This is a genomic window from Acidobacteriota bacterium, from assembly GCA_004299485.1.
In the GTDB taxonomy this organism is placed as follows: domain Bacteria; phylum Acidobacteriota; class Terriglobia; order Terriglobales; family SCQP01; genus SCQP01.
Genome location: SCQP01000001.1, coordinates 554,066 through 576,364, shown reverse-complemented (window position 1 = coordinate 576,364; position 22,299 = coordinate 554,066). Strand labels below are relative to the sequence as shown.

The window sequence follows — 22,299 nt, the reverse complement described above, 5'->3', positions numbered from 1 at the left end:
CGCGCTCGCGCGCGCCAAGCGAGGAGAATGAGCAAAGAAGACGCGATTGAAGTGATGGGTACGGTGCTGGAACCGCTCCCCAACGGCATGTTCAAGGTCGAGCTGGAAAACAAGATGGAAGTCCTGGCGCACATCAGTGGCAAGATTCGCAAGAACTACATCAAGATTCTGCCCGGCGACCGCGTCCAGATCGAGCTGTCGCCTTACGATCTCAAACGGGGCCGCATCACCTACCGCTACAAATAGTCAGAGGAACCCAATGAAAGTACGCGCGTCCGTCAAGAAAATCTGTACCAAATGCACCATCGTGCACCGCAAAGGCGTGGTGCGGGTGCAATGTGTCAACCCCAAGCACAAGCAGCGCCAGGGCTGAGGAGAACAGCGAACTATGGCACGTATTTCCGGAGTCGATCTGCCGCCGCGCAAGCGCGCCGAGATCGCCCTTACCCATATCTACGGCATCGGCCGCGCCCGCGCTCTGAAGATTCTGGCCCAGGCTCATGTCGATCCCGGCGCGAAAATGGAATCCCTCAACGAGGACGACGTCAACCGTATCCGCCAGGTGATTGAAGCCGAGGGCAACGTCGAGGGCGATCTGCGCAAGACCATCTCCATGAACGTCAAGCGCCTCATCGAAATCGGCTCTTACCGCGGCCTGCGGCACCGGCGCAGCCTGCCCACCCGCGGTCAGCGCACCCATACCAACGCCCGTACCCGCAAGGGTCCGCGCCGCGGCACGGTCGCGTCCAAGAAGAAGGCGACGGCGAAAACCTAGGATCGAACCTCATGGCAAAAGCAACTCCCAAGGCCGCGGCCGCGAAAACCAAGCCCGTCGGCAAGAAAAAATCGTTCAAGAAGCGCGAAAAGAAAAATGTGCCCAGCGGCGTCGCGCACATCCAGGCCACCTTCAACAACACCCTGGTCACCATTGCCGGCCCGGACGGCAAGGTGCTGAGCTGGTCGAGCGCGGGCTCGCTCGGCTTCCGCGGTTCGCGCAAGGGCACGCCCTTTGCCGCCGGTCAGGCCGCTTTGCGCGCTGCCACCGGCGCGCGCGAACACGGCGTGCGCAGCGTGGAAGTGCGCGTCGTCGGCCCCGGCTCCGGACGTGAAACTGCGATACGCTCCCTCGCCACCGCTGGCCTCGAAGTCCGTTCCATTAAGGATGTCACCCCCATTCCCCACAACGGCTGCCGCCCCGCCAAGCGGCGCCGGGTGTAAGGCACGATAAGGATTCTATGGCTCGTTATACCGGTCCCGTTTGCCGCCTCTGCCGCCGTGAGGGCATGAAATTGTTCCTCAAGGGCGAGCGCTGCTTCTCCAGCAAGTGCGCCATCGAAAAGCGCAACACCCCGCCCGGCCAGCACGGCGCCGCCCGCCGCCCCAAGATCGTCGGCTATGGCCTGCAGTTGCGCGAAAAGCAGAAGGCGCGCCGCATCTACGGCGTGCTCGAGCGCCAGTTCCGCGGCTACTTCGAGCGCGCCAGCCGCCAGCCCGGCGTCACCGGCGAGCTGTTGCTGCGCCAGCTCGAGCTGCGTCTCGACGCTGTCACCCACCGCCTCGGCTTCGCCACTTCCCGCGCCCAGGCGCGCCAGCTTGTGCGCCACGGCCACATCCTCGTCAATGGCAAGAAAGTCACCATCCCCAGCTTCCAGCTCAAGCCCGGCGACACCATTGCCGTGCGCGAAAAGAGCCGCCAGTCCACCTCCATTCTGAGCGCTCTGGAGTTCCAGGGCCACGGAACGCTCGCTCCCTGGCTGGAGCTGAACCGCGAACAAATGTCCGGCCGGCTCGTCAGCCTGCCTCAGCGCGCCGACCTCAGCCTGCCCCTGCAGGAGCAGATGATCGTCGAGCTCTACAGCAAGTAAAGGATTCCCATATGCCCGTTGCGACCGCAGAGGAGAAACACAGCATGCTCTGGAAGGGTTTTCAGAAACCGAAGCGCCTTGCCGTGGATCCGGATTCGCTCACTGAACGCTATGGCAAGTTCACTGCCCAGCCGTTTGAACGCGGCTTCGGCAATACCATTGGCAACGCCCTGCGTCGCGTACTGCTGTCCTCCATCGAAGGCGGCGCCATCACCGCGGTGCGCATCGAAGGCGTGCTGCATGAGTTTCAGTCGATTCCAGGCGTCGTGGAAGACGCCACGGATATCATCCTGAACCTCAAGCAGATCCCCTTCCGCATGGCGGTCGATGGCCCCAAGCACATCTACCTCAAGGCCGACAAGCCCGGCGAAGTCACCAGTGGCATGCTGGAAACCGACGGCGATGTCGAGGTGCTGGACAAGAACATCCACATCGCCACGCTGAGTGAGGGCGGCAACCTCGACATGGACCTGCGCCTCAAAGTCGGTCGCGGCTACGTCTCCGCCGATCGCAATTTCGACGACGACCTGGCCGTGGGCTTCATTCCCATCGACAGCGTTCACTCGCCCGTGCGCAAGGTGAACTACGCCGTCGACGCCGCCCGCCTCGGCCAGACCACCGATTATGACCGCCTCGTGCTGGAAGTCTGGACCAATGCCGCCGTCAGTCCCACCGACGCTGTCGGCCTCGCCGCCAAGCTGCTCAAGGATCACATGAGTATCTTCGTCAACTTCGAGGAGGTGCCCGAGGGCGGCGAGTTCCAGGAAGGCCGGCAACTGCAGTTGCGCAATGAGAACCTGAACCGCTCGGTCGAAGAGCTCGAACTGAGCGTGCGCAGCTATAACTGCCTCAAGAACGCCAATATCCAGACCATCGGCGAGCTGATCCAGAAGAGCGAGCCGGAAATGCTGAAGACCAAAAACTTCGGCCGCAAATCGCTCAACGAAATCAAGGAAATTCTCGCCCAGATGGGCCTGTCGCTGGGCATGCGTATTGATGATCAGGGCAATGCCGTCGCCGGCGCCGCCGACAGCGGCGAAAGCGAGTAACGGAACTTCCCATGCGACATTTGAACGCCGGAAAAAAACTGGGCCGCAACACTTCGCACCGCCGTGCCCTGTTGCGCAATCTCGTGACCTCGCTGGTGCTCGAGGAGCGCATCTCGACCACCGTGCCCAAGGCCAAAGCCATCCGCCCGCTCGCCGAGCGCATGGTCACCCTCGGCAAGCGCGGCTCGTTGCATGCGCGCCGCCAGGCCGCCAGCTATTTGCTCGACGCCCAAGCCGTGCACAAGCTGTTCGATCAGTTGGCCGCCCGTTTCGGTGACCGCGCCGGCGGCTACACCCGCATTGTGAAGACCGGCTTCCGCCATGGCGATAATGCCTCGCTTGCCTACATCGAATTTCTGGGCAGTGAAGGCATGCAGGCCGCCAAGCGCAAGCGCCGCTCTGAACTCCTCGAACGCAAAGCCGAGGCGCAGAAGAAGGCCTCGGAGGAGATGGGCGAAAAGAAGGATCAAAAAGAGGAATAGCTTTAGCGTAGAGTCCATTGCCCTCGCTCTGCCCCAATCGAGACCTAAGGATCATGGGGCGAGTCGCGCCTCTGCTGCTCCTGGCTCTGCTTGCCGCCGCCTGCGGCCGGCGTCCCAAGCCGCTGCCGCCCTCGGCGCCGCTGCGTTCCGCAACCCTTCCCGAGCTCGTCTCCAGCTTCAACGCCAACGCTCAGGCGATTCAGACCATGTCGCTGAAGCTGAACCTTTCCGCCCGGACGGGCAAGCACAAATACCCCAAGATCACCGCCTTTCTGCTGATCCGCAAGCCCGCCGACATCCGCCTTTGGGGCACCTTCACCCTGCTGGGCAAACTGTTCGACATGGCCTCCAGCGGCCAGCATTTTGAATTGAGCCTGCCCACCCGCAACCAGTTTTTTGTGGGACTGAATGATGTAATTCCGGCGAAGGCCAGCAACCCCTGGGAAAAAATGCGGCCCCAGGTCATTCTCAACGCGCTGCTGACTAACGCCATCGTGCCCGGCGATGACGTGGCGCTCGACCCCGGCGCTCCGCCCACGACGTATGAGGTGCTGGTGCTTGCCGATCGGAGCGGTCATCAGCAGCGCCTTGTGCGCCGCATCACCTTCAGCCGTTACGATCTGCTGCCCCACGGCCAGGAAATCTACGACGGCGATGGCATCCATTTCACCCGTGCTACTTACAGCGACTATACCGTCCGCAACAATCTCCCCATCCCTACCAAAGTCGTGATCGAACGCCCCGTGGAGGGCTACACGCTGCAACTGCAGCTCATCCCGTCGGCGATTGTGCTCAACCGCCCTTTCACCGCCCCCAATACCTTCCAGCTCATCCCCCCGCCCGGCGCGGCCATCATCACCCTCGGCGATCCCAAGTAAGTTGCGTTTGCAGTCAGCCGGTGCGATCAGCCGGTAGCGGCTTGCCAGATGAGCGGTCGCTGTCGATCACTCTCGGTGATCCGAGCGACCAACGGGAGCGACCAGGGCAAAAAGTCAGCCTCGTGTAGCCCTCCGCCAACCGGGCAAAGCGCGCACTGTCCGGCGCCGGAGTTTGCGTCGCGGCCAGGCGACAGTATGCCATTCGAAAGGCGAGATAGGCCAGCCGATGCCAGCGCAGCCGCGGAACCAGCGCGCGTAATGTTTCTCCACTGACACGACGATAGGTTTCGATCACGGCGCGCCCGCGTGTAGGCCCAAATTCTACGTCGACCGCAGCGAGATCCCAGGCGATATCCGCCGGTCCGGGGAAAAACGGATCATCGCCATGGTCGGTGCCATCGAATTTAACGAATCCCTGGGCGGTTTCCCCCCATTCGCACGCCAGCATCCGTCCGTCCAGCGCCACCACCGGACCCTCCGGGGCGTCCACCGGCTTGCCGAGATTGGCCGTAAGCATTTCCTGCAGCTCAACCGAGGGAGCCGCGGACACTCCGATCCGGTACGTCGAGGCGACCCAGGCAAGATAGCGCCCGGCGAACCGGCACCACGCCATCCCCGGCTGCGTCACCGCCGCGGCGCGCATGCGGCGGTAACTGACCCAGCACGGATCGAGGTCGCCGCCGGCCAATTCCGGACCCCAGCCTGCCCGCGCCAGCTCCTGCGCCCGCACCTGGGTGGCGCAGCCGTAACGGCCCAATCCGCCAAATTTGACCAGAATCCGCCCTCGCCCGCACAAAAGCTTCCTCCGTTCGTGCGTGGGCCAAACCGGAACGCTGCGATGGATTCCCATCCGTTGCCGCCAAAGTCCACCGCTGAGATCCACCGCATCCGGTCCGGGCGCGGGCAGCGCGGGCGCCGGATAGGCGCGCCAACGTTCCCAGTGCTGCGCCGCGTATGCATTGCCCAGCGCCTCCGGTGTGGGCGACCATGAGGGCAACAACACGATCCGTGCTTGCGGAATCCCCAGCCGTCGCAGCGCAGCCACGGTTCCCCCAAAGCTCGAACCGCTCAGGCCCGGACCTTCGTCCACAATCAGAAACGTACCCGGCCAGCGCGCGAATTGTTGCTGCATAACCGGCTCCAGCCGTATCTGCCGCTGCTCGGGCGCGCCCACCGGCCGCAGTGTCAAAAGCCGGATCGAGCAGCCTCGATCGGCCAGCGCCGCCGCCACGACCGGCGCCAGCACGCTACCCATGGAGCGCAATCCCACCACCCAGGCGCTGGCCCCCGCCGTTTGCTCGCTCAGCCACTGCCATGCCGCGATGGTGTAACTGGCCGGATCGAGCGCATAGAAGCGGAGACCCTCCAGTGTCGCCAGACGTACCACGGTCGACCGGGGCGGCAGGCTGTTCACCGCCTCTTCCCAAGCGGCCGGCTCCGGCTTTGGCGCCAATCGCAGATAGAATCGGGCGGCCTGCAGCGAGAGCTGCAGCAAGGCCGGAGTGCTGCTTGCCCCCCGGAGATCGGCGCAGCCGCACTCCAGCCGGGCTGCCGCTAGCAATAAGTCAAATCCTGACCCCGCGCCGGCCGCCCTACGGCATTCCTCCCACAGGCGTCCTGCGGTGGTCAGTTCCGGGGCATGACGAAATACCACCACGCTAGCGCATCCGCTGCAGCTTGAGTAGAATAGGGGGCGGCAAGGCGCTCTGCCTCAACCGCCCAGCACTAGGAGACCACTGTGGAAACCAGTAATCCAACTCGTCCGGAAAGCTCCCATCTTGGTAAGTCGTTTCACTTCAAAGGCGACATCACCGGCACGGAAGACATCTACATAGATGGAGAGGTGGAGGGAACGATTCAGTTACCCAACCAAATTGTGACCATCGGCCCCAATGGCACTGTCAATGCCGATGTGCTGGCGCGAGAACTAGTCGTGCACGGCAAGGTCAAGGGGAACGCCAAGGCGCAGGATCGCATCGAAGTGGGCCGCAGCGGTTCGGTGCTGGGCGATATGGCCATGGCCCGCATCTCGATCCAGGATGGCGCCTTTATTCAAGGCCGGGTTGATATTTGCGTGGGCGGCAGCGCCACCACCTTGGCTCCGGCGCCAGCGGCCGAAGAGCCCGCTTACTCGGCTCCGATTTCTGCGGCGGCCACGGCTGCCCCCAGCGGCGGCCCACAGCAAGGGCGCCTTTTAGATCGACGCGTTTGAAACATGCTGGAAAAAGTCCGCAGCCTCTTTCAGTTTGATGCCGTCGGTTTCGTCACGCCTCGGCCCCCGGCGCCCTCTCAGGTGGCGGCCCACACGGCTGCGGTCCAGGGTGCGCTGCGCCATAGCAATGGTCTGCGGGAGTTTCTCAATGGCTGGGATAAGGCGCAGGGCCGCCGCGTCCTCGATCTCGGCTGCACTTCCAGCGCCAATCTCACCTATTTCACCGAACACGACCACAACGTCTACAGCGACGATTTGCTGCTCGACTCTGCCGAACCGCGCTATCAGGTGGCAACCGAGACGGGAACGGTGTTCGACGCCGCTCACTGGCTGCTCGAAAATCTGCAATTCGCTGCCGAGCATTTCGATGCCGTGCTGCTATGGGACTTAGTCGACTACATGCCCGAGCCGCTCGTCAAGCCCCTGCTGCAGCGCTTGACCACCATCCTCCGGCCCGGCGGCACCGTCCTCGCTTACTTCCACACGCGCGACACAGGCGCCGACTCCCCCTTCCTGCGCTACCACATCCACAGCAGCGATACGCTTGAATTACGTCCGGGCGCGCCGCATCGCCTGCAGCGCATCTTCAACAACCGCCACGTGGAGAATCTTTTCCACGGCTACCGCTCTGTCAAGTTCTTCCTCGCGCGCGACAATCTTCGCGAAGTTATTGCCATTAAATAAAAGGGAGGAAAGGGCAGGCGCAAAGCGCTTCGCACCTGCCCTGGCGGGATAGAGTGAACGGCGTCCTCGCTCTCTTTACAAAACCCCAAGCGAGGATATATCGCTAGATGCCGCCTCCGTTGGCGGCAGCTTGGAGGAGCCCTGAGCGCCAGCGGGCGGACCCTGCCGGAAATCGAAACCCGCACTCCGAGCGACCAACGGGAGCGACCAGGGCAAAAAGTGGCGAGCCACCCGTGACACTGTCCTTCCGCGCAGAAAACTTCGGCCCCCAGTTTCAACTTGGGAATACCACCAAACGTGGTATTCTCGCGCCATGCCGCGCCCGAAACCCTCCCTCTGCCTGCTCCTAACCGCACTGTTTGCCGTTGCCGCCGCGGCGGCGCAGGCGCCGGCGCCGCTGGCGCGCGCGATGCTGCAGCAGTTGGTCAATATCAATACCACCGATGCCCACGGCACCACTGCCGCGGCGCGCGTCATGCAGCAGCGCTTTCTGGCCGCAGGTTTTCCGCCTGCAGACATACATCTGGTGGGCGCCAATCCCAACAAGATGAATCTCGTCGTGCGCCTGCGGGGCACGGGCGTCAAGCCGCCGATCTTGCTCATTGGGCACTTGGATGTAGTGCAGGCGCGGCCTCAGGATTGGGGTACCGACCCCTTCCATTTCACCGTCCGGAACAACACCTATTACGGCCGCGGCGTGCAGGATATGAAAGATGGCGATGCCATCTTCGCCGCCTCGCTGATTGCCATGAAGCGGCAGGGTTACCACCCCAATCGCGATATCATCCTCGCGCTGACGGCAGCCGAAGAAGGCGGCGGCGACAATGGCGTCGATTACCTGTTGCAGCACCAGCGCCCCCTGATCCAGGCCGCCTTTGTGCTCAACGCCGATGCCGGCGGCGTGGATGCTTTCCACGGCAAGCCGGTGTTCATGAACGTGGAAGCTGCCGAAAAACTTTACGCCGACTTTGAGTTGTCGCTCACCAGTCCCGGCGGCCACAGCTCGCTGCCCACCGGCCACAACATCATTTATGACCTGGCGCGCGCTCTCGGGCGCTTGCAGCACTACCAGTTTCCGGTGGAGTTGAATGCGGTGACGCGGGGCTACTTTGCCGCGCGCTCCAAACTGGATCAGGGCCAACGTGCCCGCGATGAGAAGGCCATGCTGGCCAAGCACCCTCCGGCCGCAGCGATCCATGATCTCGAACAGATTCCCGAACTGAACGCCGTGCTGCACACCACCTGCGTAGCCACCCGCCTCAACGCCGGCGATGCCAATAACGCCTTGCCGCAAAACGCCGAAGCCACCGTCAACTGCCGCATCCTTCCCGGCACCTCCGCGCGCCAGGTCCAGCAAACGCTCATTCGCCTGGTTGCCGATCCCAGCGTTACGATCCGCTACGTCAACAGCAACGGCAGTCTCCAGAACCAGGCGCCCACCGCCGTATCGAACCCTCCCGTGCAGCTCGATCCGGAAATCATGCGCCCGCTCGAGCAGCTCACCGCCGCCATGTGGAACAACATCCCCGTGGTCCCGGTCATGGAGTCCTACGCTACCGACGGCAAGCGCACCGTGGCTGCCGGCATGCCTACCTACGGCCTGTGTGGCATTCAACTCGACGAAGATAATGATCGCGCCCACGGCCGCAACGAAGACCTGCCCATTCCGGCGTTCAACAAGGGGGTCGAGTTCTACTACCGCTACCTCAAGATGCTGACCGGAGGCGCATGAGACCGCGCGCGACAGTGCGTATGGTGACGATGGTGGCCCTGGCGGCCGCCGGTGCTTTTGCGCAGACGCCGCAGTTTGCCTTCACGGTCACGCCGCAACCGGCACAGAAGCAATTTCAGGTCACGCTGCGCTGCCGCGGTTTGCACGCCGCGGTTGCCGACTTCGAAATGCCCGTCTGGATGCCGGGCTATTACGAACTGATGAACTACGCGCGCTTCGTCACGCACTTTCAGGCTCAGGATGACCAGGGTCACAGCCTCGGCTGGGCGCAGACCACGCCGCATACCTGGCGCGTTGTGACGGAGGGTGCCCCCGAGGTTGTCGTCCGCTACGATGTTGCCGCCGCGCGCCCGTTTGTAGCCGACAACTCCATCAGCGCGCAGGGCGCCTTCATCGCCTCGCCAGGCCTGTTCGTCTATGTGAAAGGCCAGCTCGCCGATCCGGCTACCGTCACCCTCCAGCCGCCAGTCGCATGGCACGCCATTGCCACCGGCTTGGCGCCCGTCACCGGCCATCCCCGCAGCTTCCGCGCCCGCAACTTCGATTTTCTATTTGACAGCCCCATTCTGCTGGGCAACGAGCAGTTGCTCCATTTCGTGGCCGGCGGCCGCCCGCACACCATCGCCCTGGAAGACGTCCCCGCCAGTATCAGCCGGACGCGGATCGCCTCCAATCTGCAGCGCATTGTCGAAGCTGCAACCCAGATGATGGGCACCGTCCCTTATCCGCGCTACACCTTCCTGCTGATCGGTCACGGCAATGGTGGCATCGAGCACCTCACGTCCGCTGCCATTTCCTTTCCCGGCTCCATGCTCACTACTCCGGCCGGTTACCAGCGCTGGCTCAGCTACGTCGCCCACGAATACTTCCACACCTTCAACGTCAAGCGAATTCGGCCGCTGGCGCTGGGGCCGTTTGACTACGAAGCAGAAAACCTCACCCATATGCTCTGGGTTTCCGAGGGCTTGACCGTCTATTACGAAGATCTCCTGCTGGTGCGTGCGGGCCTGATCACGCCTGAAGAGTATCTGGCCACGCTGACGCACGAAATCAATGGCTTTGAAAAGGAGCCCGGCCGGCCTTACGAATCGGCCACCGAATCGAGCTGGACCACCTGGAGCAGCGCTTATGGCGGCCGCTCCAATCGCAACACGACGATTTCCTACTACGACAACGGCGCCATGTTGGGCGCCCTGCTCGATCTCGCCATCCGGCACGACAGCCACAATGCCCACTCACTTGACGCCGTAATGCGCAGCCTATACCGCACCTATTACCTGCACAACCAGCGCGGTTTCACCGATGCTGAATTCCGCGCCGCCTGCGAAGCCGCCGCTGGCCATTCGCTTGCGGAGGTCTTCTCCTATGCCTCGACCACGGCGCCCATGAACTACCGCAAATACTTCGGCTACGCCGGCATCGATGTGACCATGGCGGACAAGTCCGCGGCCGGTGCAACCATCGGCCTCGCAACTGATTCCGATCCCTCCGGCGGATTGCGCATTGCCGCGGTCGCACCCTCCTCGCCGGCCGCGCGTGCCGGCCTCCGTCCAGGTGACGTGCTGATGACCGTCGCTGGCGAGCCTGCGACTTCCAGCAGTCTGAGCGGCTTTCTCGCTACCCACCAACCCGGCGCGATGCTCGCGCTCGAGTTCACCCACGCCGGCGGCGCCAACCGGACAGCGCAGCTCACGCTTGCCCCGCGCCTGCAGTACACCATTCGCCTCCAGCCAGCCGCGCATCCCACTCCCGTGCAGGCAGCGATCCTGCGCGACTGGCTGCGTACCACGCTTACTCGCGTACCGTGAGCACCGGGCACGGCGATTCATGGAGTACCTGGTAGGCCGTCGCCCAGCCGGTATAGGCGGGCAGCCGCGGCGGACGGCGGGTGCCGACGACGATCAAATCCGCCTGGGTCGCATCCGTGGCCTTCACGATTTCTACGGACGGATCTCCCGCTAGGATCAGCGGCATCGGCTCACACCAGCTTGCCGCGCCCGCTGGGACCAGGGCACCCAGTTGCCGTTCCGCCACTGCAACCTCGCTTTTTCGTGGCGCATTCTCTACCCCTGGCAACGGCAGCACGTGCAGCAGGTACAATCGCGCCTGCAGCTCCTGCGCCAGGGAACAGGCGAACATGGCCGCGCGTGCCGTCGCGGGCCCAAAATCGGTGGCGAACAGCAAGGTGCGCACTTCCGGGGTTTTCTCCGGGAGTCTGACCCTTGGCCCGAGCATCAAAACCGGGTTGGGAACGGAACGGAACACGGTTTCCGCAGTTGACCCTAGCAGCACCTTGCCCAGACCCTTGCGCGCAGCGCTGGCCAGGACAACGAGGTCGATGTGTTGGGCCTCGATCAGCCCTTTCAGCCCATCCAGAATGTCAACGGGATCGAGGTAGGTGGTGTGAGGAACATCCTGCAAATCCGGACGGGCATCGATGGCCGCCAGGCCGGCGCGCCCGTCTTCCCGTACTTTTTCCATCAGCGGACCGTACGCATCCCAGGCGACGGCGAACAGGGCTGGGCGGATGAAATGCGCCACGTGGATGGTGGCGCCCATCTTCCGCGCCCAGCCCGCCGCGTAGTTGAGCGCGGCTTCTGAGCGTGGCGAGAAATCGGTCATTACGAGGATATTCCGGATCGCTATGCGCTCGGAACGCGCTGGTGCCTGCGTTTCCGTTTTCATGGCTGTGCCCACCTCCCCTCGAATCTATGGATGCAGAACCGGGAAAAAGAGCCTCGTTTCCTCGTGCGAAGATTGATCGCATGGAGGATATAAAGACCACGGCCTGGCCGGATCTCGGCAAGGAAGGCTGGATTACCCTTCTGGCTCTGGCTGCCATTGTCGTCCACTTGATCCTCCGCTTCGGCTTTCCCCAATCCCGCTTCATCGAACTTCCGCTCTGGATTGGGCTGGCCGGCGCTATCCCGTTGCTCACGGATCTGGCGCACAATTTGTGGCGGCGGGAGTTCGGCTCCGATCTGCTGGCGGGCGTTTCCATCGTGACCGCGGTTATCCTCGGCGAACTCCTGGTGGCCGTGATCGTGGTGCTTCTGCTCTCCGGAGGCGCTCTGCTCGAGCGTCTGGCCAGCCGGCGCGCTACGGCGGTGCTCGACGCACTGGCGCGCCGCGTCCCCACGCAAGCACACCGGCTCCACAACGGCGACCTCCAGGATGTGAGCGTGAGCGAGATCGCCGTGGGCGATCACCTCATCGTCTTTCCTCACGAAACCTGCCCGGTCGATGGTGTCGTCATCGAGGGCCAGGGCAGCATGGACGAAGCCTATCTCACCGGCGAGCCTTACCAGATTGCCAAAGCGCCCGGTTCCACCGTGATCTCCGGCGCCATCAACGGCGAAGCCGCGCTCACCATCGAGACCTCGCGCCTCGCTGTCGATTCCCGCTACGCCAGCATCGTCAAGGTCGTGGAAATGAGCGAGCAGGCGCAGCCGCGCGTGCGCCGGATTGGCGATCGGCTCGGCGCCTGGTATCTGCCCCTGGCTATGGCGGTGGCTATCGTCGCTGCCCTGGCTGGCGGCGGCAGTGAGCGCTTCCTCGCCGTGGTCGTGGTCGCCACTCCCTGTCCGCTGCTGATTGCCATTCCCGTGGCGCTCATCGGTGGCATCTCGCTCGCCGCCCGGCGCGGCGTGGTCGTCCGCCGCCCGGATATGTTCGAGCAGGTGGGCGACTGCCGGACACTCATTCTCGACAAAACCGGAACCCTTACCTATGGCAAGCCGACGCTCACGTCAGTATTGCCGGCGTCGGGTTTCACCGAGAGCGAGGTCTTGGCCGCCGCCGCCAGTCTCGAACGCTTCAGCCGTCATCCGCTCGCCGCGCCCATTCTGGCTGCCGCGAAACAGCACGACCTGCAGCTTCTGCCCGTGGAAGAGGTCAGCGAGAAACCCGGCGAGGGATTGCGCGACCGTGTCAATGGCCGTGAGGTGCTCATCACCGGCCGCGGCAAGCTCGAGGTTGTGCCGCCCGAGCTGCCGCCGGTCGCCGCGGGCCTGGAATGCCTGGTGCTCCTCGATCGCCGTTATGCCGGCTGCCTGCGTTTCCGCGACACTCCGCGTCCGGAAAGCCGCCCCTTTGTCGGCCATCTCGGCGCCCGGCACGGCATCGACCGCGTGGTACTGCTGTCCGGCGACCGCGAGGCGGAAGTCCGCTATCTGGCCGATAGCGTCGGCATCCAGGAGATGCACGCCGGCCAGAGTCCCGAGCAGAAGCTCGCCTTCGTTCGCCATGCCGTGCGTGAGGCCAAAACCATTTTTGTCGGTGACGGCATCAACGATGCGCCGGCCCTGCTGGCGGTCACCGTCGGCATCGCCCTTGGCATCCGCAGCGATGTCACCGCCGAAGCCGCCGACGCGGTCATCATGGATGCCTCCCTGCGCCTTGTGGATGAACTGATGCACATCGCCCGCCACTCCCGCCGCATCCTGCTCCAAAGCGCCATCGGCGGTATGGCCCTGAGTCTGGTGGGCATGGGCTTTGCCGCCGTCGGCCTGCTCTCGCCCATCGCCGGCGCTATCGCGCAGGAGGTCATCGACCTGCTCGCGGTCCTCAACGCTTCCCGCGCCGCCCTTGCTCCCCGTCGCCTCACCGATTTCTAGACGAACCGGCTTGGACCGCTCGCTGCACCAGCGCCATCACTTTCGCCTCCACCGCCGCCGTCAATTCAGCAATGGCGAATGTCGTGGGCCACATCGCGCCCTCGTCGAGCTTCGCTTTGTCGCTGAACCCGAGCGTAGCGTAGCGCGCCTTGAATTTGTGCGCATCCTGAAAAAAGCACACCACCTTGCCGCCTTTGGCGTAAGCAGGCATGCCGTACCAGAGGCGCGGCGTCAGCTCTGGCGCGGCGCTCATGATCAGGGTGTGCAGCCGCCGTCCCAGGCTGCGGTCGGGTCCCGGCATGGCGGCGATTTTGGCGAGCACTGCGCCTTCGCCCTCCGTCTCTGCGGTCCCCTTCAGTTCGTGCACGCGTTCCTGCATTGCGGCCCGTTCTTCTGCCGTAAATCCGCCGGTTTGCCGTTTGCCTTTTGCCATTCCGTTAATCTTAACGTTATGCGCCTCGATAAATGGCTGTGGGCTGCGCGCTTCTTCAAAACCCGCGCCTTGGCCGCCCGGGCCTGCGACCTCGGCCGCGTCACCCTCGCCGGCCAGCCCGCCAAACCGGCGCGTGAACTGCATGGTGGCGAGCGGCTGCGCGTCACCAACGGCAGCGGCGATTTCGAAGTCGAGATTCTGGAGTTGAGCGAAGTGCGCGGCCCCGCACTGGTGGCGCAGAAGCTCTACCGCGAATCCGACGCCAGCCGCGCAGCCCGCCAGCGTGTGGCCGCCGAACGCCGCACCCTCTACGCCGGCGCCCCCGCGCCCGCGGGTCGCCCCAGCAAGCGCGACCGCCGCCGCATCCAGCAATTCCGCGCACGCGCACAATAAAGCTATGCTAGCCGTGCGCCTCGAGTGCGACCGGCGGTCGCGGTGTCGACGCAGTGTTGAACGGCATCGGGGCTTCGGTATTTCCCGAGTTCCTGAGCGTCATGGCGAAAGGCGCGCGCATGGTCGTCTACAGCGCGAGCTTCGGCGGGCGCGAAACGACTCTCGATCTTTTTGCGCTCTACCGCAACCGTCACCAGATCCTCGGCCTCGACACCGCGGCCCGCAGCGCCGTCCAGGGCGCCCCCATTCTGCGCGAACTGACGCCGTTGTTTGAGAGCGGATCGCTCGCGCCTCCGCCTGTGGCCGAAACCTATCCTCTACGGGACGCCCTTCATGCCTACAGCCGCGTGCTGCAGGCCAGAGGCAAAATTGTGCTCCTGCCGTAGTTCGCCCACCTACTTCCCGTCTATGGGCGCCAGCCGGGTGCGGCCGTAGATTACAAAAATGTCACCGATGAGCGCCGCAATCGGCAGCCACAGCAGGCTCATCTGTCCCCCCAGGGCCAGCGCACGGATCGCGCCCAGCATGATGATCGCCAGCCCCGCGGCGGCGATCGGCGTCAGCCGTGTCGCAATGCGCAACAGGCTCGGCAGGATCAATCCGATCGCGCCCAGAAACTCGCACAGCCCGATAAAAGGGAAGAACGGTGACCCGCCGCCGTGCAGCACCGCCGGCGTCATCGCCAGCTTCGACCAGCCGGTGTACAGGTAGAGCGCGCACAGCACCGCTTGCACGACCCAAAGAATGATGGGCAGCCCGCGTGGGTTGGTGGAACTCATGGGGCATTGGACGCCTGAGTTGCCCGCAGCGATGCAAAATTGATGTAGGAAGCAAAACCTGAAGGAGCCAAGTGGCATGGCAGGGCTGCGCAGCGCGCTGGAAGAGGCACAGAAAAACCATGTGGCCGTGGGTCACTTCAACGTGGCCGATTTCGTATCTCGGCCTCCAGCAAGTGGCAACCGCACGCCTCCGGCTCTTCAATCGGCTCATCTGAATTGCCCGGCGTGCCGTACCATGGAGAAGGAGAGTTTCTGTTTCCATGCCTGTTGCTACGCTGCATTCCCATCCACTCGACGCCATTTCGCTCGGTAAAATCGTTCAAATCCGCGAACAACTGATGCAGGCGCAAGCCGCCGGCGCGAAGGTTTTCCGCTTCGAATCCGGCGATCCTAGCTTTACTCCGCCCGCGCACGTGCTCGAAGCCGTCCACCAAGCGGGCCTTGCCGGCCAGACCCATTACGTGCCCAACAACGGCACGCCTGCCCTGCGCCGCGCGCTCGCCCAAAAGGTCGTGAGCAAAAACGGCATTGCTGGCGCCACGGAGAGCGACATCTTCGTCACCAACGGCGCCATGCACGCCCTTTTCGTCGTTTTTGGCTCCTTGCTTGATCCCGGTGACGAGGTGATCCTGCCTGATCCCATGTGGACCGAAGTCGCCGAAAATGTCCGCCTCGCCGGCGGCGTCGTCGTAGGCGTGCCGCTGCGCTCTGAGGATGGCTTTCAGTACCGCCCGGAAACGATTGCCCGCGCCCTCACGGCCCGCACCAAGGCCATATTCCTCAACACGCCCCACAACCCCACCGGCTCGGTGCTCGCGCGCGAAACCCTGCAAGCTATCCTCGACCTGGCGCGCCAGCGCAATCTCTGGATCGTCGCCGACGAGGCTTACGAAGACGTCGTCTACGCGCCCGCGACCCATCATTCCATCGCCTCGCTCGCCGGCCCGGATTGGGAGCGCATCGTCAGCATCTACTCGTTCTCCAAGAGCCATGCGATGGCCGGTCTGCGCGTCGGCTATCTCGTCACCCGCGCCCGCCTCCTGCACGACCGTATTCCCAAGCTGCTGCGCTGCACCATCAATGGCGTCAATAGCCTCGGTCAGGCCGCTGCCCTCGCCGCCGTCACCGGCAATCAGGAGCACATTCCCGCCATGCGCGCCGAATATCTTCAACGCCGCAATCTGCTCCTCGACGCTCTGCGCGACATCCCCGGTGTTCAACCCTTTACGCCGGAAGGCACCTTCTTCCTCTGGGTCTCGCTCGACCCGTCGCTCTACGCCCGCCTCGGCGTCGCCGATGCCGATGCCCTCTCGCGCCGCCTCGCCCAGCAAGGCATTGGCAGCACGCCCGGCGACGCCTTTGGTCACTCCTCCACCGACGCCCTCCGCTTCTCCTTCAGTTGCTCCACCGCCATGGTCCGCGAAGGCGGCGCCGCCCTCCGCCGCGCCCTGCTTGGCTAGAGTCCTCAGTGCAGGGCTTCGACGAGCCACCAGGCGATGTAGACCAGCACCAGCGACTCGCCCCAGTCGAAGATTTGAATGCGGTCGAGCAACTGCTTCCGCTCGGATGTAGCCGCCGGCCAATCGGATCGCCGCTCGACCGCGGCCCACACGGCAAAATGGATCACCGCCAGCACGGCGATGGGGACGAACAGCGCCGCCCGCCGTTCCATGACGGCGTAGATCACCGCAGCGATATAGTAAAGTCCCTCAAAGCGTACGAGGCTGTTCACGGTGAGCCAGGCGAGCCGGTTCTGGCCCGGCTCCCACATCCGCTTCACCAATTGCCGGCTTCTGAGGTGAACCGCCAGCATGGCGATGGTCCACAGCAGAAGAATCACTGCACCTGGGATCATTCGTGTACTCCCTCCGCTAGCATAAGGTATGAGCATGCATCAGAGTTGCAGATGGCTCCTGGCAGGTTTCCTCGCGTGCAGCGTCGTGTGGCTGCAACTTGCCGGACTGGCTCAGTCCCCTGCACCGCGTGACCAGCGGGCGCAACGCGGGGTCCCGCGCCGGTCGATGGAGCTGCTGCGTCTGATCAACGCGGCGCGCGCGAATCCCCAAAATCGCACCGAGACCGGCGGCCGCGCGGCGCCGCTGCGATGGGACCCGGCGGTCGCGCGGGTGGCCCTGCAGCACGCGGAGGAAATGGCCCGCGACCACCGCTTGCGTCACACCGACGCGCAGGGGCGCAGCCCCGCCGCCCGCATGAGCGCCGCCGGCATCGCCTGGAGCATGGTGGCCGAAAACGTAGCCATGGCGCCCAGCCTCGCCGCCGTGCAGCAGATGATGATGTCCGAACCGCCCTTTCAGACCAATCACCGCGGCAACATCCTGAACCGCCGCCTTACGCGGATCGGCATCGGGGTGGTCAAGTCCGGCGATGAGTTCTGGGTGACCGAGGACTTCCTCCGTCCGCCACCGCTATCGGGCCAAGGCGAACGCAACCTTCGACCGCCGCACCGTACCAATAATCAGCCATAAAAGCCTGGGCGCCGGCGGCGCGGACGCTGGCGCGGAGTCCGGCCTATTTGGCGTCGGCGGCGCTGTTTTCGCTGGTCGAGACGGTTCGCTCTCATCGTGGCCTTCAAGCTCGGATTACAAAAGTTTTACAATGCCGTCGCGCGTTGGCTGATAGGGTGAGAGTTGAGGTTCATGGGCGGAACTTTGAGCACATCTGCGGCGGTAGACGAAATCGATCTTTCCCGAGTAAATCGTTGGCAAGTCCACCGATTTGCAACCGCATAGTTTTTTTCTCCGCAATTGCGACATGATCGTAATTGATATAACTCTCGGGGCCTGCGGCTGCACCTTTTTCGTGAAGGACCGTGGGACTTCGGCAAAACAACAAGCCCCAGAAGGCCATCCGCCCACCCGTATTGCGGGCGTGCAGGTCAGGGCTCTGCAAGGAAAACTAGCTAATGTCTGCATGCCAGACCTTCACGCCAGACCGACACGCGCGGCCGGCACGCCGTGCCCTACCTCTCTTGGTCTTCATTCTGCTTGCGGCTCTTCTCTTCTGTCTCCGTGCTTCCGCCCAGGAGAGTCCATATATCGTGACCTACAATCACTACCTGGAAGAGCCCGGCAGCCTGGAGGTGGAGTATTTCTCGACCTTCGGCACCCAGCGTGGCGGCAATGATTTCATCGCGCCCTGGATTGAGTTCGAATACGGGGCCACCGCTTGGTGGACCACTGAAATCTATCTCGACGGGCAGACGACCTTCAACGACAGCACCCTGTTTACCGGATTTCGCTGGGAGAATCGCTTCCGTCTACTCCAGACCGAACATTTCATCAACCCCGTGGCCTACATCGAGTATGAACAAATCAGTGGGGCCGACAAGATCATGAAGGAGATCGAAGGGCATGACATCGAAGCGGACCACGCGCGACCCAACGCCGTTCTGCGGAAGGAGCACAACCACGAATTGGAGTTCAAGCTGCTCCTTTCGAAGGATTACGACGGCTGGAACGTTGCCGTGAATCCGATCGCGACGAAGAACCTCTCGCCCAACAACCCCTGGGAGTTCGGATATGCGGTGGGCGCGAGCCGACCGCTCGCTCTTGCGGCTTCGCCAAAGCAGTGCAATTTCTGCCAGGAAAATTTCATCGCCGGCATTGAGATGTACGGGGGGCTCGGCGATACCCAGCTTGCCGGGACTACCGGCACATCCCAATACCTTGCCCCGTGCTTGGCATGGAATCTGCCATCCGGCTGGACACTTCGCCTCTCGACCGGATTCGGTTTGAACCATAACAGCCATCGCATGCTTGTGCGATGGGGTATTTCCCGGGAGTTTTCCGGCTTTGGGGAGTTGCTGGGTCGGGCGTTGGGAGGCCGGCAATGAAGGCGATGGCTTATGTCGCGATCGCATTTTTGGTGCTTCTGAATGGGTCGTTGGGGTTGGCACAGCGGGCGGAATCTGCCAAGCCAGGGAATAGTGGAGCCGTCTATGCGGCGCTGGCGAAAGTTCCCGCCGGCGCACGAGCCAAATCGAACCCTATGGTCAACAATCTCAATGCACCGGCCGCCGGGAAAAAGCTCTTTCAACAGCATTGCGCCGAATGCCACGGCAGCACGGCAATGGGAGGAAGGCGAGGCCCCAGCCTGCGCGCGGAGCCGATTCTCTTGGCCTCCCCGGGCGCCCTCTTCTGGATCCTGTCGAACGGGGTGGTGCGGCGTGGGATGCCGGACTGGTCGAAGCTCCCACCTGCCGAGCGGTGGCAGATCATCACCTACCTGAAGTCGCTCGGCGCCGCCTCGGTTCGCCCCCATGGCGGCAGCTTGGAGGAGCCCTGAGCGCCAGCGGGCGGACCCTGCCGGGAATCGAAGCCCGCACTCCCAGCGACCAACGGGAGCGACCAGGGCAAAAAGTGGCGAGCCACTTGATTGGCGCGAGCCTCAGCGCGCCTGCGAGGTAGTGGAGATCGTGCTGGGGCCGGAGAAAGCGGTCGGAAGCACCGCCTGAGAACGCTTTCAGGCGCGTTCCCGTTGGGGACTTTCCTTAATGGGGGTTTTGGGGGGTTTGCAGGAGAGGCTCAAAATCCCGCAAGCGCTTGATTGTCTTGGTTGCGGGGGGTGGATTTGAACCACCGACCTTTGGGTTATGAGGGCTTCTCGGGTTCGTAACCTATTGAAAACACGGGCACAGATGGCTCGTAGACCCCCAAAACCACCCTCGGGAACCCTTATTGGGGGTCCAATGGGGGTGCGTTTCGACCTTTGGGCATTTCCGCGATGAAATGTTTCTTTGCTGTTCACGTGACGCGAACAATGATATAAACTGAACACAGCATATCGGAAACGAGCCCCATGCAACGCACAGCCGAACAGGCGATCATCGAGCAAGCGACGCTTGCTGCCGAGCGAAGGCTCGGCGTCGGAATACGTGTGCGCAAAGAACCGCGCACGGCTCGCCACCACGCCTTCGAGCCTGATGCAGTGGTTGAAGTCACGGCCGACGGACACACCCACCGTTTTGTCGCCGAAGCCAAGGCCACCGACCGCATCGAGACGCTGGCCTATGCAAATGCTCAACTGCGACGAACGATTGAACACGGCTTCCCCGGCTACCGCCCCCTTTTAATCGCGCCCTACATGACGCGAGCCCTCGCCGGCCACTGCCGAAAACTCAAGCTGCCTTTTATCGATATGGCCGGTAACGCATACCTGGAGGCTCCTGGCCTCTTCATCTACACCACGGGAGAGCCTCGGGCCGACACGGTTCGCACGCAAGCGCATCGCGCCACAACGGCAGCCGGTGTGCGAGTTGTCTTTGCCTTGCTTTGCCGGCCGGAACTCATTCAGGCCAACTATCGCGAACTGGCGCTCGTCGCAGGCGTTGCTCTAGGAACGGTCGGAGGGGTTCTGGATGATCTTCAGGCGCGAGGATTCTTGCGGAATGGCAAACGCGCGCCCCACCTGCGCAATATGCGCCAACTCGTGAACGACTGGATCACACATTATGCGGCCACGCTACGGCCCAAGCTTCATCCCCGCCGATTTCAGTGCGAGCCTGCCTTGCTCCTCGCTGCGGATTTCAAGCACCTCCACGCCTACTGGGGTGGAGAAATCGCGGGCCAACAACTGACCGGATACCTGAAGCCCGAGCATTACCTGATCTACCTTGCTGGCCCGCTCAACCCGCTGCTTGCCCAGGGCCATATGCGCTTGGCCGACGACGGCAATACCGAAATCCTCGATGCCTTTTGGCCCGAAGCCCTCATAGTCAATGCCGACCATCCAAAGCAGCGCGCCGTTCCACCGCTGCTTGCCTACGCCGATCTGATGATTACGGGAGAGGGGCGGAACCTTGAAACGGCGAAGCTGATCTATGATAAATTCCTTGCCCCCGTTTTCGATGCGTGACGACCGGCCCCTGGAGGCGACTGAGGCGGAAGTTCTGGCTGCCGTTCACCGGGCACTGACTGCTGCGGGCTGTCCTTATTTTCTGGTGGGCGCCATGGGCCGTGATCTCCTGCTCAGCCATGTCTTTGGATTGGCCGTTTATCGGGCCACACAGGATTTCGATTTTGGGGTGGCGGTTGAATCGTGGGACCGATTCGCGGCGGTCAAGCAAGCCATCGTTCGGGGAGGGTTCGAGACGCACCCGAGAATCGCCCACAGGCTCGTCTACAAGCGAGACGACAATGCGCTACCGGTTCCGATTGACGTGATCCCGTTTGGCGGCGTGGCGACGCCGGAAGGTACATTGGCTTGGCCGCCGGACGCGGATTTCATCATGACCGTCGCCGGTTTCGACGAAGCTTTGGCGGCTGCAGTGCATGTCCATGTCGGAGCCGATCTGGATATCCCGGTTGCCTCGCTCGCCGGTCTGGCCCTGCTCAAGCTTTTCGCATGGCGGGACCGCCACGCGACCAACGACAAAGATGCCGCCGACCTTTACCGCATCATGAGCAGCTACGCCGATGCTGGCAATACTGATCGCCTCTATGGCGGCGAGTTGCACTTCCTTGAGGCAACGGGCTTTGATCTTCCAATCGCCGGCGCGCGACTTCTCGGTCATGATACTGCCCTGCTCTGTGCCGGCCCCACGCGAAACAAATTGGACGCGCTCTTGGCGGACGCTTCAGCCATGGAACGGTTGTCAGAACAGATGGCCGGCCGTCGCGGCTGGGAAGATGAAGCGCATCAAAATACCGTTTCGCGCCTCCTGTATGAGTTTCGTAGCGGATGTGAGGGGTTTTTCGAACCTCGGCGGTAGGCCACACGCTGGGCGCTGGCCTGATTCGGAGCCCGACTGCTCCGGGCCGGGGCCCCTAACGCGCCTCCATACCGGGGCGCCGGCGCGCCCCCACCTTCGCCCTTGCCTCAAACCGCCGAAGCAAGGTACAAATGAACTCGTCCTGATCGCGCGTTTAATGGCCGGTTTTGAACTGACCCTGAATGGCCGGTTTTAATCTAGATCAAGCGGCGCCAGAGTTTCGTCGGCGATGACCGGATCGCCGTAGACGGCGGGGGTGGCCGAGGCCAGCACGGACAACCAGCGCGGGGTGATGACGGCCACGCCAAAGGAAAGATGACTGGGATTGATCAGGTGAACCCGCACGCTGCCTCCTGGCCCGTGCCGCTTCGCCGCACTCTCCCAGCGGGCAGCCTCGCACCAAGCGTCATCTGTGCCCCTGCCGCTCACGACGCAACACAATTCGC

26 protein-coding genes are annotated in these 22,299 nt (G+C 63.3%); 21 read left to right on the top strand and 5 right to left on the bottom strand.

Annotated features, from left to right (window positions below; all coding sequences use genetic code 11):
* The first annotated feature begins 27 nt into the window (after window positions 1-27).
* From infA to EPN33_02650, 8 genes are read left to right on the top strand one after another with little or no spacing between them, the layout of a single operon-like run.
* Entirely contained in the window at window positions 28-246 is a 219-nt protein-coding gene (infA, locus tag EPN33_02685; protein TAN24688.1) for a translation initiation factor IF-1, read from the top strand.
* Between the two features lie 13 nt (window positions 247-259).
* Window positions 260-373, top strand: coding sequence for a 50S ribosomal protein L36 (locus EPN33_02680; protein ID TAN24687.1), 114 nt, complete (start codon window positions 260-262; stop codon window positions 371-373).
* Between the two features lie 15 nt (window positions 374-388).
* Window positions 389-775 (top strand): 30S ribosomal protein S13, encoded by a 387-nt coding sequence (locus tag EPN33_02675; protein ID TAN24686.1) that lies wholly within the window; start codon window positions 389-391, stop codon window positions 773-775.
* An 11-nt stretch (window positions 776-786) separates the two neighbouring features.
* Window positions 787-1,218 (top strand): 30S ribosomal protein S11, encoded by a 432-nt coding sequence (locus tag EPN33_02670; GenBank protein TAN24685.1) that lies wholly within the window; start codon window positions 787-789, stop codon window positions 1,216-1,218.
* 17 nt (window positions 1,219-1,235) lie between these two features.
* Window positions 1,236-1,865, top strand: coding sequence for a 30S ribosomal protein S4 (locus EPN33_02665; GenBank protein ID TAN24684.1), 630 nt, complete (start codon window positions 1,236-1,238; stop codon window positions 1,863-1,865).
* Window positions 1,866-1,909: 44 nt separating this feature from the next.
* Window positions 1,910-2,914, top strand: coding sequence for a DNA-directed RNA polymerase subunit alpha (locus tag EPN33_02660; GenBank protein ID TAN24738.1), 1,005 nt, complete (start codon window positions 1,910-1,912; stop codon window positions 2,912-2,914).
* A gap of 11 nt (window positions 2,915-2,925) precedes the next feature.
* Window positions 2,926-3,396: a 50S ribosomal protein L17 gene (locus tag EPN33_02655; protein ID TAN24683.1), complete on the top strand. Its 471-nt coding sequence runs from the start codon at window positions 2,926-2,928 to the stop codon at window positions 3,394-3,396.
* Between the two features lie 53 nt (window positions 3,397-3,449).
* Window positions 3,450-4,274 carry a hypothetical protein gene (locus tag EPN33_02650; protein TAN24682.1) on the top strand — a complete coding sequence of 275 codons (825 nt, stop codon included), beginning with the start codon at window positions 3,450-3,452 and terminating at the stop codon, window positions 4,272-4,274.
* Between the two features lie 13 nt (window positions 4,275-4,287).
* Here the strand turns inward: EPN33_02650 and EPN33_02645 are convergent, their stop codons facing one another.
* On the bottom strand, window positions 4,288-5,769 hold the full coding sequence (locus EPN33_02645; protein ID TAN24681.1) for a hypothetical protein: 1,482 nt from the start codon (window positions 5,767-5,769) through the stop codon (window positions 4,288-4,290).
* A gap of 243 nt (window positions 5,770-6,012) precedes the next feature.
* Between EPN33_02645 and EPN33_02640 the strand changes: the two genes are divergently transcribed.
* The 4 genes from EPN33_02640 to EPN33_02625 all read left to right on the top strand — a co-directional run bounded on the left by EPN33_02640 (window position 6,013) and on the right by EPN33_02625 (window position 10,710).
* Complete coding sequence (locus tag EPN33_02640; protein ID TAN24680.1) at window positions 6,013-6,486, top strand: polymer-forming cytoskeletal protein; 474 nt, start codon at window positions 6,013-6,015, stop codon at window positions 6,484-6,486.
* A 3-nt stretch (window positions 6,487-6,489) separates the two neighbouring features.
* Entirely contained in the window at window positions 6,490-7,170 is a 681-nt protein-coding gene (locus tag EPN33_02635) for a methyltransferase domain-containing protein (GenBank protein TAN24679.1), read from the top strand.
* A gap of 313 nt (window positions 7,171-7,483) precedes the next feature.
* Window positions 7,484-8,902, top strand: coding sequence for a M20/M25/M40 family metallo-hydrolase (locus EPN33_02630; protein ID TAN24678.1), 1,419 nt, complete (start codon window positions 7,484-7,486; stop codon window positions 8,900-8,902).
* On the top strand, window positions 8,899-10,710 hold the full coding sequence (locus tag EPN33_02625) for a M61 family peptidase (protein TAN24677.1): 1,812 nt from the start codon (window positions 8,899-8,901) through the stop codon (window positions 10,708-10,710). The genes EPN33_02630 and EPN33_02625 overlap by 4 nt, the downstream gene beginning before the upstream one ends.
* On the opposite strand, the gene EPN33_02620 is transcribed toward EPN33_02625, so the two are convergent.
* The gene (locus EPN33_02620; protein ID TAN24676.1) at window positions 10,694-11,587 is read right to left on the bottom strand and encodes a universal stress protein; all 894 of its coding nucleotides are present in this window, start codon (window positions 11,585-11,587) and stop codon (window positions 10,694-10,696) included. The genes EPN33_02625 and EPN33_02620 overlap by 17 nt on opposite strands.
* Before the next feature lie 80 nt (window positions 11,588-11,667).
* On the opposite strand from EPN33_02620, the gene cadA reads away from it, so the two are divergent.
* A complete protein-coding gene (gene cadA, locus EPN33_02615; GenBank protein ID TAN24675.1) occupies window positions 11,668-13,518 on the top strand; it encodes a cadmium-translocating P-type ATPase in 1,851 nt (616 codons plus the stop codon).
* Here cadA and EPN33_02610 read toward each other — a convergent pair.
* Window positions 13,505-13,951, bottom strand: a complete 447-nt coding sequence (locus EPN33_02610) for a DUF1801 domain-containing protein (protein TAN24674.1) — start codon at window positions 13,949-13,951, stop codon at window positions 13,505-13,507. The genes cadA and EPN33_02610 overlap by 14 nt on opposite strands.
* An 18-nt stretch (window positions 13,952-13,969) precedes the next feature.
* Here EPN33_02610 and EPN33_02605 point away from each other — a divergent pair, with 18 nt between their 5' ends.
* Both EPN33_02605 and EPN33_02600 read left to right on the top strand, forming a co-directional pair.
* A complete protein-coding gene (locus tag EPN33_02605; protein TAN24673.1) occupies window positions 13,970-14,344 on the top strand; it encodes an RNA-binding S4 domain-containing protein in 375 nt (124 codons plus the stop codon).
* 53 nt (window positions 14,345-14,397) lie between these two features.
* Window positions 14,398-14,730 (top strand): zinc-binding alcohol dehydrogenase family protein, encoded by a 333-nt coding sequence (locus EPN33_02600; GenBank protein TAN24672.1) that lies wholly within the window; start codon window positions 14,398-14,400, stop codon window positions 14,728-14,730.
* Between the two features lie 9 nt (window positions 14,731-14,739).
* Here the strand turns inward: EPN33_02600 and EPN33_02595 are convergent, their stop codons facing one another.
* Window positions 14,740-15,123, bottom strand: coding sequence for a DoxX family protein (locus tag EPN33_02595; GenBank protein ID TAN24671.1), 384 nt, complete (start codon window positions 15,121-15,123; stop codon window positions 14,740-14,742).
* Between the two features lie 260 nt (window positions 15,124-15,383).
* Between EPN33_02595 and EPN33_02590 the strand changes: the two genes are divergently transcribed.
* On the top strand, window positions 15,384-16,583 hold the full coding sequence (locus EPN33_02590) for a pyridoxal phosphate-dependent aminotransferase (GenBank protein ID TAN24670.1): 1,200 nt from the start codon (window positions 15,384-15,386) through the stop codon (window positions 16,581-16,583).
* A 5-nt stretch (window positions 16,584-16,588) separates the two neighbouring features.
* On the opposite strand, the gene EPN33_02585 is transcribed toward EPN33_02590, so the two are convergent.
* Window positions 16,589-16,963 carry a hypothetical protein gene (locus tag EPN33_02585; GenBank protein ID TAN24669.1) on the bottom strand — a complete coding sequence of 125 codons (375 nt, stop codon included), beginning with the start codon at window positions 16,961-16,963 and terminating at the stop codon, window positions 16,589-16,591.
* A 43-nt stretch (window positions 16,964-17,006) separates the two neighbouring features.
* Here EPN33_02585 and EPN33_02580 point away from each other — a divergent pair, with 43 nt between their 5' ends.
* The 5 genes from EPN33_02580 to EPN33_02560 all read left to right on the top strand — a co-directional run bounded on the left by EPN33_02580 (window position 17,007) and on the right by EPN33_02560 (window position 21,853).
* Window positions 17,007-17,609, top strand: a complete 603-nt coding sequence (locus tag EPN33_02580; protein ID TAN24668.1) for a CAP domain-containing protein — start codon at window positions 17,007-17,009, stop codon at window positions 17,607-17,609.
* 572 nt (window positions 17,610-18,181) lie between these two features.
* Window positions 18,182-18,976 (top strand): hypothetical protein, encoded by a 795-nt coding sequence (locus EPN33_02575; protein ID TAN24667.1) that lies wholly within the window; start codon window positions 18,182-18,184, stop codon window positions 18,974-18,976.
* Window positions 18,907-19,428, top strand: coding sequence for a cytochrome c (locus tag EPN33_02570; protein TAN24666.1), 522 nt, complete (start codon window positions 18,907-18,909; stop codon window positions 19,426-19,428). Before EPN33_02575 ends, EPN33_02570 begins: the two co-directional genes overlap by 70 nt.
* 513 nt (window positions 19,429-19,941) lie before the next feature.
* The gene (locus tag EPN33_02565) at window positions 19,942-20,997 is read left to right on the top strand and encodes a hypothetical protein (protein ID TAN24665.1); all 1,056 of its coding nucleotides are present in this window, start codon (window positions 19,942-19,944) and stop codon (window positions 20,995-20,997) included.
* On the top strand, window positions 20,963-21,853 hold the full coding sequence (locus tag EPN33_02560; GenBank protein ID TAN24664.1) for a hypothetical protein: 891 nt from the start codon (window positions 20,963-20,965) through the stop codon (window positions 21,851-21,853). The genes EPN33_02565 and EPN33_02560 overlap by 35 nt, the downstream gene beginning before the upstream one ends.
* The last annotated feature ends 446 nt before the right edge of the window (window positions 21,854-22,299 follow it).